Source organism: Pseudomonas bohemica (genome assembly GCF_002934685.1).
GTDB lineage: Bacteria > Pseudomonadota > Gammaproteobacteria > Pseudomonadales > Pseudomonadaceae > Aquipseudomonas > Aquipseudomonas bohemica.
This window is the reverse complement of record NZ_NKHL01000113.1, coordinates 149,999-164,026: the sequence shown is the minus strand read 5'-3', so window position 1 is coordinate 164,026 and position 14,028 is coordinate 149,999. Positions and strand designations below refer to the sequence as shown.

Below are 14,028 nucleotides of genomic sequence, written 5' to 3'. Positions count from 1 at the left end.
TATGGACAGCGCGCCGCAGCAAGTGACTCATGCCTCAACCACGGGGCGCTACCGAAGAGCCGACGCCAAATGTGTTGCGGTATTGGCTGGGCGCAAGGCCAGTGATCTTCTTGAACGTGGCGCGGAACGCCGCGGGGTCCTGATAGCCCACCGTCCAGGCAATGTGGTCGACTGTGCCATTGGTGAATTCGAGCATTTCCCGGGCCTTGCCCACGCGCAGATGCTGACAGTACTCGGTGGGTTTGAGCCCGGTCGCCGCACGGAAACGCCGCAGGAAGGTGCGCTCTTCAAGACCCGCGCGTTGTGCCATCTGTGCCACCGAAACTTCAACCGCGCCGGTGCGTTGCAACCAGTGCTGAACCTTCAGTACAGCGGCATCGCCATGGCTGAGGATCGGTGCGAAATTGCTGCCGCAGTGTTGAGCGCTGCCGCTGTGTTCGATCACCAGAAACCGCGCGGTGCTGGTAGCGATGCTCGGTCCCAGCAGCCGCTCGACCACACGCAGGCCCAATGCCGACCAGGCCATAAGGCCCGCCGTGGTAATGAGGTCGCCATCGTCGATGATCGGTTGGTCGGCGTGAATCCTGACCTTCGGGAAACGCTCGCTGAGGGGTTGGGCCTGAGTCCAGTGGGTGGTAGCCGCGCGACCGTCGAGCAGGCCGGTTTGCGCGAGCACGAATGCGCCCAGACACACGGTGCCGATGGTCGCTCCAGCGGCATGCTGATTCAACACCCAGCGCGACAGCCCTTCCATCGCTTCGGTGCCCGGCACGCCCATCAGCGAGGGCGGAATCAGCACCGCGGCCAGGGCGGTCTCGTCGTCATAGGCAAAGCTCTCGAACACCCGCCGAGGCTCACAATGGCTATCCGCCTGCCAGTGACTGACCCGCAAACGCGGCAGCTGCCTGGATCGCTGTTCGTCAGCCATGCGATTGGCGATTTCGAACAGGTCCGTCAGGCCATGAACGGCAGCGGTTTGCGAGCCGGGATAAATCAGCAGGCCAATCTCGGCGATTGCCCGTTCAGCACTCATTGTCAGTTTTCCCCCGCTTAATGTCGGTGCAGCCAATCCCCATGCCATTGCCCAGGGTCAATACTGACCCCACGCCACACATCCCAACCGAGGAAGCAGACATGTCCAAATCAGCGCTCATCGTAGTCGATATCCAGAACGACTACTTCGCTGGCGGTAAATGGCCCCTGGTCGGCGCCGATGCGGCCGCCGACAACGCCGCCCGCGTGATTCAAGCGACCCGCGACGCCGGCGCTCTGGTCGTTCACGTCCGCCATGAGTTCACCCGCGAAGACGCGCCGTTTTTCACTCCTGGCTCAGAAGGCGCGAAGCTGCATCCGAAGGTCATCAATCAAGGCGAGGAACCGGTGGTGCTCAAGCACTTCCCCAACTCTTTTCGAGAAACCGAGCTGAAACAGATGCTGGGTGAGCACAGCGTTGAGCATGTGGTGGTGATCGGATCGATGAGCCATATGTGCATTGACGCCACGACCCGCGCTGCGGCGGATCTGGGCTACAACGTCAGGGTGATTCACGATGCCTGCGCGACTCGGGATATGGAGTTCAACGGCATGAACGTTCCTGCGGCGCAGGTGCATGCAGCATTCATGTCTGCGCTGGGGTTTGCCTATGCAAAGGTCATCTCCACCGAGGACTTCCTGAACGGGATACATGCGCCGCGGTAACAGCATGGCTTGCCAGCGGTGGCGTGATCGAGATCGCTAGCGCTGGCAAGCCGGACGAGACAGCCAGTTTTTGCGCAGGCCCTGCAACGATCAACGGCCCTTGATTCACAGTGATGCACAGGTGAGATTGCGCGACGTTGTACGATGACGTATAACAAGCCTATCGTATTGAGTTGCCATCCAACGTTAATCACGAGCCTCTAATAAAAATGAAAATATACACACTCCCTCGCTCTGCAACGGCCATCAACCAGGCCTCATTCTTCGATTACCCGTCCTTTATTCCATTTCCGAACACGCAATAGCGCAGGCGCGAATCGAGCAGCTCTTTCCGCATTCCGGCCACAGCTGACTACGTCGTCTGACAACGGCGTATCGCTGCAAGGCACTCATACGCGTAAACGCATGCACATCTAACCATTCCACGCGCCCAGCAAAATGGGAACGGAGAGAACATGGACCCAAGAATAACAATCATCCTTTGCCTGACCGCCGGCTACTTCGTCGTCATGTCCTACATCGGCTACAGCGTGCGCAAACACGCCAAGAGCAGTGAAGGCTTCACCGGCGGCGGCCGCAGCTTTCCCCCCTTCCTGATCGGCGCCTTGTTGCTTTCCGAATTCATCGGCAGCTCGGTCAGCATCGGCACCGCGCAGAAGGGCTTCGAGGCAGGAATTTCTGCTGCCTGGAACCTGGTCGCCCTGTCCCTCGGCTTTCTGCTGCTGGGACTGGTACTGGCGAAGAAATACCGGGAAACCGGCCTCAACACCATTTCCGGCATCCTTGCGCAGAACTACGGTCAGGGCACACGCTACGCCGCATCGGTGCTGACCATCTGTGCGCTGAGCATCGTTTCGGTCGCCCTGTACGCCAGCGGCGGCGCGGTGCTGGCGGCGGTGCTGGGCATCAACAAGACCTTCGCCATCCTGCTGGTGGGCGTGATCACCGTGTTCTACGTCAGCGTGGGCGGCATGCGTTCGGTGGTCTACACCAACTTCGTGCACGCCTCGATCAAGTACATCGGCATCGTCCTGGCCCTGGCATTCGCCCTGCACGCCACCGGCGGTATCGGCGCCATGCAGGCCAGAATGCCGGCGACCATGTTCGACTTCACCGGCGTGGGCTGGGGCCAGATCTTCGCCTGGATGATCGGCGGCGTCGGCTCGATTTTCGCCACCCAATACGTGATTCAGGCGTTGGTCAGCACTCAGGATGAAAAGACCGCCAAACGTGCATGCTTCTACGTGTCTTCGCTGATGATTCCGTTCGGCCTGATGGCCGCGATGATCGGCATGTGCAGCGCCTATCTGTACCCCGGCATCAAGTCCATCGACGCCTTCCCGGCGCTCATCGCGCACATGCCGGCCTTCTCGGCGAGCCTGGTGGTGATCGGTCTGGCAGGCGCGCTGTTCGGCGGTATCTCGGCCAACACCCTGGCGTCGTCCACCCTGCTGTTGAAGGACTTCTACGACCCCTTCTTCAACAAGGGCAAAAACGATCAGAAATCCGTGGTGTTTATCCGCCTGTCGATCGTGGTCATCGGCTTCCTGCCCCTGGTGCTGGCGCTGTATGCCGACAAGATCCTGCTGATCGCCTTCCTCGGCAAAGCCCTGCGCGCCACCCTCGCCGTCATCGTGCTGATGTGTTTCTACGCGCCGAAGTTCGGCACCGGGCGTGGCGCATTGGCCGGCGTAATGCTGTCCGTGATCTCGACCATTGGCTGGTTTCTGGCAGGCAACCCGTACGGGATCGACAGTTCGTATTTCGCCCTTTTCGCTCCGCTGCTGACCATGGCCATCGCCGAGCTGTTCAAAACCGGGCGTTCCGAGCCACAACCTGTGTTAAACAAGAACGGTTGAAACGCTATTCGTAGACGCAACCAGGATGCGGTCCCTGCCAAGGGCCCGCGCCGCAAGGAGAAAACAATGAGCGACAAGAAAGCCGATGTTCTGGTCTGGGGCCCGGTGCATGCCGCGCTGACGCAGAATCTCAACCGCGACTTCAACGTGCATAATCGTTGGCAAATCCAGGACATAGACGCTTGGGCCAGTGAGCACGGCGACAGGATTCGCGGCGTGGTCACTAGCGGCGTCTATGGCACCGATAACGCCCTGCTGGACAAGCTGCCGAATCTGCAAGTGGTCAACAGCTTCGGCGTCGGTTACGACGCGATCGACACCGCCTATCTGGCCAAACGTGGCATCAGGCTGAGCAATACCCCTGATGTGCTGAACAACGCCGTCGCCGAGACCGCTATGGCGCTGATGCTGTGCGTCTCGCGACGCATCAGCGAAGCCGAGCGTTTCGTGCGCGCTGGCAAATGGACGTCCGGCAAACTGCCTCTGGGTAACGACCTGTGCGGCAAGACCTGCGGCATCGTCGGCCTGGGCAAGATCGGCAAGACCATCGCCAAGCGCGCCGCCGCATTCGACATGACCATCGCCTATTTCCGCCGTGGCCAGCCCTACTCGGATGTGTCCTATACCCATTACGCCGATCTGGTCGAACTGGCGAAAGCGTCGGACTACCTGATCGTCATCGTTCCGGGCGGCGCCGACACCCAGCATCTGATCAACGCCGAGGTGCTTAAGGCGCTGGGGCCGAAGTCGTACCTGATCAACGTGGCACGCGGCTCGGTGGTCGACGAACAGGCACTGGTCGCCTCCCTGCTGGAATCGGGCATCGCCGGTGCCGGTCTCGATGTATTCGAAGACGAGCCCAACGTTCCGGCAGAGCTGCTGAATCTGGACAACGTGGTGCTGACGCCGCACATCGGCAGCGGTACCTATGAAACGCGGCAGGCAATGGCCGATCTGGTGTTCGCCAACGTCAGCCGCTTCTTCGACGACGGCGAGCTGGTCACGCCGGTTTCCCTGTAGCTCGGTATGAAACGTCCTGGCGTACCGGCGTTGGCGGCTTACATCAGTCGCTCCCGGCACGCCACGCTGCACGGGCCTACCTCTACACAAACGCCGACCGGGCCGCGACCGTAGGTCAGTCTTCACCCCCTGCCGCCAACTTTTCTGGATAATGCCGGTCCAACCGCCCCGAACATGAACACGGGAGAATCCTGTTTGAACATTGCCGGCGTCATCTTTGACTGCGACGGAACCCTGGTGGACAGCGAACGGCTGGCCGCGGGACTTCTGCGCGACATACTGCAGGAACACCGGGTTACGCTGAGCGTCGACGAGGTGCTGGAACGCTTTCGCGGCGTGCAGTTCGCTCTGTGCATGGAAAGCCTTTGCCACGATTATCCGTGGTTGCCGAGCCTGGAAATCGTCAACAACTTCAGGGCGCGTACTCTACCGTTGTTGCAGGCCGAACTCGAAGAAATGCCCGGTGCAGTGGACTTCGTTCGCAACCTGTCCCTGCCCAAGTGCGTGGCCTCCAACGGCCCGCGCAGCAAAATCGAAACCTGCCTGAGTACCGTGGGCTTGCTCGACGTGTTTCACGGCCTGATCGTCAGCGCCTACGAAGTAGACGCCTGGAAACCCTCGCCGATCCTGATCGAACATGCCGCCGATTTGCTGGGCTTAAAGCCCGAGGAATGCCTGCTGGTCGAAGACAGCATTCCTGGCGTGCAGGCCGGTCTGGGTGCAGGGGCTCAGGTGGCGGGTTACGGGGATACCGACTTTTCGGAGTTCGTCGGCCACGTCAATTTTCATCCGGTGAAGGATTTTGGGGAGTTGAAACAGTTGGTGCAGCGCATCAGCTGAGTTGCCCCTTGCGCTCGACCTGTAGCCGTCCGGCTTGTCGGCGCTGGCGCCTTTGAAAACGTTACCGCCCGCAAGCCGCGTTACAGGCCATAAGCCACGCGAACATTGCCATATCTGGTCAAACGGAATGAGCGAGCGACCCCGCTCATCCAATCGGCCCTTGCCCGTAACGAATGAACTCGATACTGTACATAAAACCAGTATCGAGAACTTCCATGCAGCTAATCGACAAGCTGAGCATCCTCGCCGACGCCGCCAAGTACGACGCTTCCTGTGCCAGCAGCGCTGCGCCCAAGCGCAGTAGCGAAGGCAAGTCGGGCATTGGCTCCAGCACCGGCATGGGCATTTGCCACAGCTATACCCCCGATGGACGCTGCGTCTCGCTGCTGAAGATTCTACTCACCAATTTCTGTCTGTATGACTGCCAGTACTGCGTCAACCGGCGTTCCAGTGATGTGCCGCGTGCGCGCTTCACCCCCGAAGAGGTGGTCACCCTGACCCTGGATTTCTACCGTCGCAATTGTGTCAGCGGGCTGTTTCTCAGTTCCGGCATTATCCGTTCGGCGGACTACACCATGGAGCAGCTGGTCCGAGTGGCGAAGCTGCTGCGTGAAGAACACGAATTCCGAGGTTACATCCATCTCAAGACCATCCCCGAAGCCGACCCCGCACTGATCGAAGAAGCCGGACGTTATGCCGATCGTTTGAGCGTCAATATCGAGCTGCCCACTCAGTTGGGCCTGCAGACCCTGGCGCCCGAAAAGGAGATGGGCTCGATCAAGCAGGCGATGCAGACCATCTACACCGGCCAGCAGACTGTCCTCAACGAACCGCGAGCTCCGCGCTTCACTCCCGCCGGGCAAAGCACGCAGATGATCGTCGGCGCCGATGACACCGACGACAGCACGCTGCTGCACACCGCCGAATCGCTGTATGGCGACTTCCGCCTCAAGCGCGTGTATTACTCGGCCTTCAGCCCGATTCCCAACAGCCCGAAAAGCGTGCCGTTGGCCGCTCCGCCCTTGATGCGCGAACATCGTCTGTATCAGGCCGACTTCCTGTTGCGCGGCTACGGTTACCGCGCCAATGAATTGCTCGACGGGCCGGGGCATCTGGCGCTGGATATCGACCCCAAACTGGCCTGGGCGCTCGAGCACCGCGACGTCTTTCCGCTGGACCTGAACTGCGCTGAACCCGCAATGATCGCGCGCATCCCCGGCATCGGCATTCGTACTACCAAGCGGCTGGTCGAGCTGCGTCGCCAACGGCGCATCCGTTATGAAGACCTGACCCGGCTGCGCTGCGTGCTGGCCAAGGCCAGGCCTTTCATCATCACTAGCGATTACCACCCAAGGCAGGCAGAAAGCTCCAGCGTCATGCTGCGCGAGCAACTGCGCGATCGTCCGCAGCCGCAACAGATGGCGCTCTGGGGATGATCGTTCTTGACTGCGGCGATCTGTTCGACACCTGGCGGCAGCAGGCACGCTGGCTGCTCAGTCATCAGATCAACCCGGATCAGGTGAGCTGGAGCGTGCCTGAGGATGCCGACCTGTTTACCAGCGACGACCACTACCCTGAACAGTTGGGACCGTTTCAGGCGCGGGTGCCGCTGGAGCTGGTGGAATTGTTGCAGAACGCCGCGCAGTATTGCGGCGAGCAGCGCTGGAGCCTGCTGTATGAAGTGTTATGGCGCGTCAGCCACGGCGATCGGACGGCCATGCTCGCGGGAGACAAGCTCGGCAGCGAGCTGCATCGGCGTCTCAAGCAGGTCAGTCGCGAAGCACATCATCTGCATGCGTTCCTACGTTTCATCGCCTTGCCCGTCAGCCCCAATCCCAAGGATCTGGCAGTCAAGGCGGCGTTGCTGGAGACTCAGTCCCTGCCTGAATACGTTGCCTGGCACGAACCGGCTCACGACATATTGCGCAGTGCAAGCGAGCATTTCGTTGGCCGACTCGGTCGACACCGCTGGATGATCGCGACGCCCAAGGACGGGGTTTTCTATGACGGCCAGCAACTGATCCACAAGCGCCAATGTCCCGACGCGTGGCAGGCGCTGGCGCGCAATGCCGATGACCCTCATGGCGAACTATGGCTGACCTATTACAGCCACATCTTCAATCCGGCCCGGCTCAACCCCAGGGTCATGCAGGGTCACCTGCCCGCCCGCTTCTGGAAAAACCTGCCCGAAGGCCCGCTGATCCCGGCGTTGATCAGCGAAGCGCGCACCGGCAAGCAACGGGATGGGCAAGCGAGAAAGATTGCCGAGCGTAAAGGCAAGGTGATCAGAGGGTAGCCGACCGTCGCTGATCGGCCGTTGTGTTTCGTCTGGGGGGTGGCCACTTGTTTATTGCTGATGCACGGCAGTCTGCATTCCTGCCGTACTCAAGGGCGATCCCAGCGCGGTGCCGAAAAACGCCACCGCCTCGCTGCTGAGGTTGCGATGGATGTCTTCGCGGTCGACGCCGATGGCATCGGTGCACAGCCCCGGTTGTCTGGCGCGCTGCTCGTCATCGCAAGGGGCCATGAACACGAAATGCCCGGCACCGGCCAGCAACTTGAAATTCGATACCTCGGGCAACTTGCGCGCCAGCGCTTCGGCATTCTTGTCGATGGCCAGTAGCTCGTCGCCGTCGCCGCTGTAGAGCAGCACCGGCACATGCACGTCTGCCAGCGTCTGGCGACCGAACATCAGCCCCAGCGGGGCCATGAGCATCAAGGCGCCTACGCGGGGGTCGGCCTGGGCGTGCAGGTCGTCTCGATCGGCCAGCAACTCACCTTGCGTCTTGCACGCATCGCGGTCCTGAGGACGCTCCACGCAGTACTGGCGCAGGCGTTTCAAATCCGGCTGCGCGCCGGCAAGGATCAGCGCGGTCTCGCCACCCGCCGAGTAACCGATCACCCCGACGCGACGGGCGCTGATGTACGGCGAAAGCATTGGATCGAGCAACGCCGCGCTGATCGCTTCCGAGATCTGCAACGGACGCCCATACAAGTTGCTCAGACTGCCCAGTCGGCTGTGATCCAGATAGTTATCGCCTGGATGGAATACTGCGACCACCACGAAGCCCTTGCGGGCCAGGGAAGTCGCCAGATCATGCTGGGCCAACGGGGTGCCAGTGTTGCCGTGGGACAGCATCAGCAGCGGGAAGCGCCCCATGGCGATCGCTGCATCTTCTGTTGCCTGGATGGGATAGCCCTGAACCCGGGTGACGTTGTCCGGGTCAGTGGAGGGATAAAAGGCATAGGCGTGCATCGGCTGGGAATCCAGCGGATCAAGGAAGGTCAGCTCGTGAAAGCCTACGCTCCAGGTTGCAAGTTCACTGGCTTGCACCGAAATCAAGCCGCTGAACAGGCTAAACACTATCACTGCACAAAGACGCATCATCGCAATGCCCCTCACCTTTTCAATCCGTGCCCTTCGAATCAGACCTGTGCGGTCTGAAGTCCTTGTAAACGCTGCCTGTCGTCATGTGACCGGTCAGAGCCGATAACATTCAGGGAGGTTGTTAGATCAATAGTGCACAAGGCGGGCCAAGCTCAGAAACATCAAGGTCGCGGGCGTATTGTCGCGAAGAGGGTGGAACGAATCAGCCGCAATTTTACCGCCATTGACAAAGACTACGCGTAAAGAAATCGCAAAGCCTGTCGCCGGGCTGAACGCGCAGGTTTAAAGCATCCGGAAACGATAAAGCCCCGGCACCGGTCGGCTTTAGGCCTTGGGTGGCGGGGCTTTCATCACTCGATGCGCTGTGCCGATAACGGCTAGCGCTTGGCTGCCATCACGCGAACAGGCTTTCGGCGATGTGCTTCTGCGCGGCGGTCAGGGCACTGGCGCGTGGCTCTTCGCCGTAGGCCAGGCCGTGGGCGGATACGAAATGCAGATCGCTGACGCCCAGGAAGCCGAACAGCACCTTGAGCAGATCGTCATGACCGGCGCTGGTCGGTTGCCCGGCGTGCAGACCGCCGGCCGTGGAAACGACGATCACTTTCTTGTCTTTGCACAGGCCTTCCGGACCGGCTTCGGTATAACGGAACGTGCGACCGGCAACTGTGATGCGATCGATCCAGGCCTTGAGTTGGCTCGGAATGGTGAAGTTATACATCGGCGCGCCGATGACCACGACGTCGGCCGCCAGGAATTGCTGCAGCGTGGCTTCGCTGGTTTCAACTTCAAGCTTCTGGGCAGCGTCGCGGCCGTCAACCGGAGTGCCTGCGGCAGCCAGCGTAGCGCCGGAGAAGTGGCTCAGGGCTTCGTTGGCCAGATCGCGGTACACCACTTCAGTGCCCGGATGTGTCGCCGTGAACGATTGAACGACGCTGCGGCTCAGTTGGCGCGAAGCGGAATGATCGCCAAGAATGCTGGAATCGATGTGCAAGAGTTTCATGATGTGCTTCCCAAGTGAGAACCGCCGCGTGGCGATCGAGTGGCGATAATCCTACCCTCTAAGCCAATAGCTGATTAGTCGGCAAAAGTGCGATAGTTTGTCCCGCCAATAGGACAGTCGAGTTGGAAATGCAGGACCTCAACGATCTTTATTACTTCGCCAAGGTGGTCGAATGCGGCGGTTTCGCAGCGGCCGGGCGCGCGCTGGGCATTCCCAAATCTCGTTTGTCGCGCCGTATCGCCGAGCTGGAAACACGGCTCAATGCCAGCCTCATGCAGCGCACCACACGCAAGTTGGCGCTGACGGCGGTGGGCGAGCGTTATCTGCAGCACTGTCAGGCGATGTTGTTGGAAGCCGAGATGGCCGACGAGGTGGTGGCCACGTTGTCCGCCGAGCCGCGTGGCCGATTACGCGTCTCGTGCCCGGTGGGGATGACCCATTGGCACCTGAGCGAGGTGGTCACTGATTTTCTGGCGCGCTATCCGCAGGTGCAGCTGGAATTGCTGCTGCTTAATCGCCGCGTTGATCTGGTCAACGAAGGCATTGATGTGGCCATGCGCGTGCGGGATATCGGTGATGAAGACCCGAGCCTGATCGTGCGTCATCTGGCGCCCGCGCAAGCAGCTCTGGTAGCCTCCCCTGCGTTGATTGCCGACAGGCACATCCGTACCCCCGAGGACCTGAGCGCCCTGCCAGTGCTGGGTGCGATCGAGGCTGATCGCAAGGTGCATTTTCAGTTGGTGCACCAGAATGGTCGGCGCCATGAGGTGATGCTCGAACCGCGTCTGGCCATCGACGATTTCACCATTCGCAAGGCAGCGGCCCTGGCGGGGTTGGGGATCACCATGCTGCCCATGATGAACTGCCACGATGCCCTGGCCGACGGCAGCCTGGTGCGGCTGTTGCCTGAATGGTCGATGTCGACGGGGAATCTTCAGGCGGCTTACACCCAGCGGCGAGGCGCGTTGCCAGCGGTTCGAGCATGGCTCGATCATGTGGCGCAGGCATTCAGCGTGCACTCGACGGGGTGTGTCTAGGAGCGCCTAAAATGCTCTCCACTCCTGAGAAGGCGAACCCGCATCACCGCCCCAGACCAGACCAAATCGGAGGAACCTCATGAATACCGAACACGTCGCCGCCTTTTGCCTGTCACTGCCAGGCGCACGAGAAGACTACAAATGGGGTGGCGTGCGGGTGTTCTCCATCGCAGAGACGAAAATGTTCGCCGTCATGGGCCTGACCGGCAACGATCTCGCGTTCAAGGTCGGCCCGGACCTGTTCCTCGGCTACGTCGACCGCCCCGGCATACGCCCTGCCCCCTATCGGGCCCGCGCGCATTGGATCACCCTGACCCACCCATACGCCATGAGCGACAACGAACTGCGCGACCTGCTGACCCGCTCCCACCAACTGGTTGTCAGCAAACTTCCCAAACGCCGCCAGGTCGCGCTCAAGCTATAATCGAGCGGGTGCGGCTCAATAAAAGTGGCGAGCCAAAAAATTCCCGCCCATCAGCACCCGGTCCATCCAGAACAACTCGTGCAACAGCACAACCAGCCAGAACACCACCTGATAGGAGAACTTGCGTGTCTTGTGCCGAAACACCTGCTGCGCCACCAGCGCACCGGGCCAGCCGCCCAGGAACTCGGCTGCGTGCAAGACCTTCTCGGGCGTACGCTGCCCCTGAGTGCGAGCCTGTTTCTTGTCATAACCATACAGCGCGAACGTGACCAGGCTCATCAACGGATAAACCGCCGCTGGCAACCACGAACCGCCGCGCAAACCCACCGAGATCACCCCGTAAACCGGCAACGCACACAGCACGACCAGCAGCGCCAACTTGAACTTGAAAAACCGCACCGCGGACTTCTCGCCGCGGCTGACGGCGTCGGGTTTGAAGCGCTGATTCATCGGCTCATGCCTGCACACTGGACCAATCGATCCAACCGAACACCCAGGTCGCCAGAATCAGCACCCCGAAAGCGATGCGGTACCAGGCGAACACGGCATAGCTGTGTGTCGCGATGAACTTGAGCAACCCGCGCACGGCGATCATCGCGAAGATGAACGACGTCACGAATCCTACTGCAAAGACCGCAAAATCATCGGGTTGAAACAGGTCACGATACTTGTAGCCGGAATAAAGCGATGCGGCGATCATCGTCGGCATGGCCAGAAAGAATGAAAACTCAGTGGCCGTCTTGCGCGACAGACCAAAGAGCAAACCGCCAATGATGGTCGAGCCGGAGCGTGACGTGCCTGGAATCATCGCCAGACATTGGGCGAAGCCGACTTTGAGTGCGTCAGACCAGGTCATCTCGTCCACGGTTTCGGCATGGACTTCGTGCTGACGGCGCTCGGCCCAGAGCATGACGAAACCACCGACCACCAGTGCAGCGGCCACGGTGATGGGATTGAACAGGTATTCATGAATCACGTCGGAAAACATCACCCCCAGCACTACCGCTGGAAGTACCCCGATGATCAGGTTAACGGTGAAGCGGCGGGCCTGCGGTTGAGTCGGCAGGCCGGTGACGACCTGGAAAATCCTGTGCCGGAACTCCCACATCACCGCCAGGATGGCACCCAGCTGAATGATGATGTTGAATGCCATTGCCCGCTCGCCACCGAAGCCAATCAGATCGGCGACGATGATCTGGTGCCCCGTGCTGGAGATCGGCAAGAACTCCGTCAGCCCTTCAACGACACCCAGTATTAACGCCTGTGCGGCGGTCCAAAGATCCATCATTCCCCCAAAGTGGGGCCTACTCATGGCAAGCCCTCTTGATATGTTTTGAGCACTGTTCGGCGCACGATAAACGGTCGGATGTAAAAACCGCATGAACAGTCAAGACTGCAGGCTCAAGCACGCGAGCGCCGCGATGCTAACAGACCTTCACGGCGAACGCTCTAGCATGGATATTGGCGTGCAACCTTTGACGTGAGTTGGCAGAAAAACAAGGTTTTACCTATCGCCGGCAGGTCTTCGCCTCCCTCGAATCTGCCTGCCACAACTGCCCGTAAACGGCATACAATCGCAGGCCTTTTTTTCCTTCCATCCTTCGCAGGAGTCTCCATGTCCGGGCTTGAACTGTTCGCCGCTGCACTCGGTGTCATTGCCGTCTGGCTGACAGTCAAACAAAACCCGTGGGGCTGGCCGATCGGATTGGTAATGGTGTTGCTCTATACCTGGATCTTCTTCGACGTGAAACTCTACTCGGACATGCTGCTGCAGGTTGTCTATGCCGCGTTGCAATTGTATGGCTGGTGGCAGTGGACACGTCGCGGGAACGCCATTGACGGGCGCAAGGTGACATCTCTGGGTGGCGGCGCTCTCACGCTGAGCCTGGCCATCGGCGCGGTGGTTAGTGTGGCGCTCGGTGCAGCCATGGCGCACTTCACTGACGCGGCGCAACCCTGGCTCGATGCGGCGCTGACCGGTTTCAGCCTGGTGGCGCAAGTGTGGATGGCCCAGAAGCGCGTGCAGTGCTGGCCGCTGTGGATCGTGCTGGATGTCATTTTCGTCGGGTTGTTCCTTTATAAAGAGCTGTACTTGACCGCAGCCCTGTACGTCCTTTTTACGTTGCTGGCCGCGCAAGGGTGGCGCGACTGGCGTGCCGACCCTGCGCTCGCGCGTTGAACCTGCGATGAAAGTCTTGGTACTGGCGGGCCCCGAATCCAGCGGCAAGAGCTGGCTCGCCGGGCATATTCAGCAGCGTTTCGGTGGCGAGTTGGTCGGTGAGTACGTGCGTCTTTTCATCGATCAGGCACAGCGGGACACCTGCTACGCCGACATCCCGGTGATCGCGCAGGGCCAACTGGCCTGGGAGGACGCCGCCCGCATCCGAAAGCCCGAGCTGCTGATCCTCGACACTGATCTGCTAAGCAACATTCTGTGGAGCCGCACCCTGTTCGGTGACTGCCCGCCGTGGCTTGACCAGCAATTGCTGGCCCGGCATTACGACCTGCACTTGTTACTCTCCCCCGAAGGCGTCGAGTGGGTGGGCGACGGCCAGCGCTGCCAACCGTTGCTGGCTGAACGTCAGGCATTCTTCGACGCCAGCAAACAGTGGCTCGATGAGCATGGGCAGCGTTATGAAGTCATCGAAGGCACTTGGAGCTACCGCAGGGAAAAGGCGTTTGAGGCAGTAGAGCGGTTGTTGCGCTGGTGACACAGACCGAGGGCGCACGCAGGGTCTGTGGGGTTGAGCCTGCTCACAATA

General features: G+C 60.4%; 15 protein-coding genes. 10 read left to right on the top strand and 5 right to left on the bottom strand.

Features of this window, described 5'->3' with window-relative positions; all coding sequences use genetic code 11:
- Positions 1–34: 34 nt before the first annotated feature.
- The gene (locus CE491_RS18630; protein WP_110949802.1) at positions 35–1,033 is read right to left on the bottom strand and encodes a GlxA family transcriptional regulator; all 999 of its coding nucleotides are present in this window, start codon (positions 1,031–1,033) and stop codon (positions 35–37) included.
- Between the two features lie 101 nt (positions 1,034–1,134).
- Between CE491_RS18630 and CE491_RS18625 the strand changes: the two genes are divergently transcribed.
- From CE491_RS18625 to CE491_RS18600, 6 genes are all read left to right on the top strand, one after another.
- Positions 1,135–1,698, top strand: a complete 564-nt coding sequence (locus CE491_RS18625; RefSeq protein WP_110949801.1) for a cysteine hydrolase family protein — start codon at positions 1,135–1,137, stop codon at positions 1,696–1,698.
- A 455-nt stretch (positions 1,699–2,153) separates the two neighbouring features.
- Complete coding sequence (locus CE491_RS18620) at positions 2,154–3,557, top strand: sodium:solute symporter family protein (RefSeq protein WP_110949800.1); 1,404 nt, start codon at positions 2,154–2,156, stop codon at positions 3,555–3,557.
- Positions 3,558–3,623: 66 nt separating this feature from the next.
- Positions 3,624–4,577, top strand: coding sequence for a 2-hydroxyacid dehydrogenase (locus tag CE491_RS18615; RefSeq protein ID WP_110949799.1), 954 nt, complete (start codon positions 3,624–3,626; stop codon positions 4,575–4,577).
- Positions 4,578–4,772: 195 nt separating this feature from the next.
- Entirely contained in the window at positions 4,773–5,417 is a 645-nt protein-coding gene (locus CE491_RS18610) for an HAD family hydrolase (RefSeq protein WP_110949798.1), read from the top strand.
- Positions 5,418–5,632: 215 nt separating this feature from the next.
- The gene (locus CE491_RS18605) at positions 5,633–6,853 is read left to right on the top strand and encodes a putative DNA modification/repair radical SAM protein (protein WP_110949797.1); all 1,221 of its coding nucleotides are present in this window, start codon (positions 5,633–5,635) and stop codon (positions 6,851–6,853) included.
- On the top strand, positions 6,850–7,713 hold the full coding sequence (locus CE491_RS18600) for a TIGR03915 family putative DNA repair protein (protein ID WP_110949796.1): 864 nt from the start codon (positions 6,850–6,852) through the stop codon (positions 7,711–7,713). Before CE491_RS18605 ends, CE491_RS18600 begins: the two co-directional genes overlap by 4 nt.
- 51 nt (positions 7,714–7,764) lie before the next feature.
- Here CE491_RS18600 and CE491_RS18595 read toward each other — a convergent pair whose 3' ends face one another.
- Both CE491_RS18595 and CE491_RS18590 read right to left on the bottom strand, forming a co-directional pair.
- Positions 7,765–8,805, bottom strand: coding sequence for an alpha/beta hydrolase family protein (locus CE491_RS18595; RefSeq protein ID WP_110949795.1), 1,041 nt, complete (start codon positions 8,803–8,805; stop codon positions 7,765–7,767).
- A gap of 394 nt (positions 8,806–9,199) precedes the next feature.
- Positions 9,200–9,805: an FMN-dependent NADH-azoreductase gene (locus CE491_RS18590; protein ID WP_110949794.1), complete on the bottom strand. Its 606-nt coding sequence runs from the start codon at positions 9,803–9,805 to the stop codon at positions 9,200–9,202.
- Between the two features lie 128 nt (positions 9,806–9,933).
- On the opposite strand from CE491_RS18590, the gene CE491_RS18585 reads away from it, so the two are divergent.
- Positions 9,934–10,842, top strand: a complete 909-nt coding sequence (locus tag CE491_RS18585) for a LysR substrate-binding domain-containing protein (protein ID WP_110949793.1) — start codon at positions 9,934–9,936, stop codon at positions 10,840–10,842.
- Positions 10,843–10,921: 79 nt separating this feature from the next.
- The gene (locus tag CE491_RS18580) at positions 10,922–11,266 is read left to right on the top strand and encodes an MmcQ/YjbR family DNA-binding protein (protein WP_110949792.1); all 345 of its coding nucleotides are present in this window, start codon (positions 10,922–10,924) and stop codon (positions 11,264–11,266) included.
- A gap of 15 nt (positions 11,267–11,281) precedes the next feature.
- Here CE491_RS18580 and CE491_RS18575 read toward each other — a convergent pair whose 3' ends face one another.
- Positions 11,282–11,716, bottom strand: a complete 435-nt coding sequence (locus tag CE491_RS18575; protein ID WP_110949791.1) for a DUF1294 domain-containing protein — start codon at positions 11,714–11,716, stop codon at positions 11,282–11,284.
- 4 nt (positions 11,717–11,720) lie between these two features.
- Complete coding sequence (locus CE491_RS18570; RefSeq protein ID WP_110949840.1) at positions 11,721–12,551, bottom strand: undecaprenyl-diphosphate phosphatase; 831 nt, start codon at positions 12,549–12,551, stop codon at positions 11,721–11,723.
- Positions 12,552–12,881: 330 nt separating this feature from the next.
- Between CE491_RS18570 and pnuC the strand changes: the two genes are divergently transcribed.
- Entirely contained in the window at positions 12,882–13,445 is a 564-nt protein-coding gene (pnuC, locus tag CE491_RS18565) for a nicotinamide riboside transporter PnuC (RefSeq protein ID WP_110949790.1), read from the top strand.
- Between the two features lie 7 nt (positions 13,446–13,452).
- Positions 13,453–13,977, top strand: a complete 525-nt coding sequence (locus CE491_RS18560) for an AAA family ATPase (RefSeq protein ID WP_110949789.1) — start codon at positions 13,453–13,455, stop codon at positions 13,975–13,977.
- The last annotated feature ends 51 nt before the right edge of the window (positions 13,978–14,028 follow it).

Excerpts from the sequence above, each read along its gene's own strand:
- CE491_RS18560 (WP_110949789.1), top strand. The coding sequence starts at position 13,453 with ATGAAAGTCTTGGTACTGGCGGGCCCCGAATCCAGCGGCAAGAGCTGG.
- CE491_RS18595 (WP_110949795.1), bottom strand. The coding sequence starts at position 8,805 with ATGATGCGTCTTTGTGCAGTGATAGTGTTTAGCCTGTTCAGCGGCTTG.
- CE491_RS18600 (WP_110949796.1), top strand. The coding sequence starts at position 6,850 with ATGATCGTTCTTGACTGCGGCGATCTGTTCGACACCTGGCGGCAGCAG.
- CE491_RS18620 (WP_110949800.1), top strand. The coding sequence starts at position 2,154 with ATGGACCCAAGAATAACAATCATCCTTTGCCTGACCGCCGGCTACTTC.
- CE491_RS18575 (WP_110949791.1), bottom strand. The coding sequence starts at position 11,716 with ATGAATCAGCGCTTCAAACCCGACGCCGTCAGCCGCGGCGAGAAGTCC.
- CE491_RS18580 (WP_110949792.1), top strand. The coding sequence starts at position 10,922 with ATGAATACCGAACACGTCGCCGCCTTTTGCCTGTCACTGCCAGGCGCA.
- pnuC (WP_110949790.1), top strand. The coding sequence starts at position 12,882 with ATGTCCGGGCTTGAACTGTTCGCCGCTGCACTCGGTGTCATTGCCGTC.
- CE491_RS18590 (WP_110949794.1), bottom strand. The coding sequence starts at position 9,805 with ATGAAACTCTTGCACATCGATTCCAGCATTCTTGGCGATCATTCCGCT.
- CE491_RS18625 (WP_110949801.1), top strand. The coding sequence starts at position 1,135 with ATGTCCAAATCAGCGCTCATCGTAGTCGATATCCAGAACGACTACTTC.
- CE491_RS18605 (WP_110949797.1), top strand. The coding sequence starts at position 5,633 with ATGCAGCTAATCGACAAGCTGAGCATCCTCGCCGACGCCGCCAAGTAC.
- CE491_RS18570 (WP_110949840.1), bottom strand. The coding sequence starts at position 12,551 with ATGGATCTTTGGACCGCCGCACAGGCGTTAATACTGGGTGTCGTTGAA.
- CE491_RS18630 (WP_110949802.1), bottom strand. The coding sequence starts at position 1,033 with ATGAGTGCTGAACGGGCAATCGCCGAGATTGGCCTGCTGATTTATCCC.
- CE491_RS18585 (WP_110949793.1), top strand. The coding sequence starts at position 9,934 with ATGCAGGACCTCAACGATCTTTATTACTTCGCCAAGGTGGTCGAATGC.
- CE491_RS18615 (WP_110949799.1), top strand. The coding sequence starts at position 3,624 with ATGAGCGACAAGAAAGCCGATGTTCTGGTCTGGGGCCCGGTGCATGCC.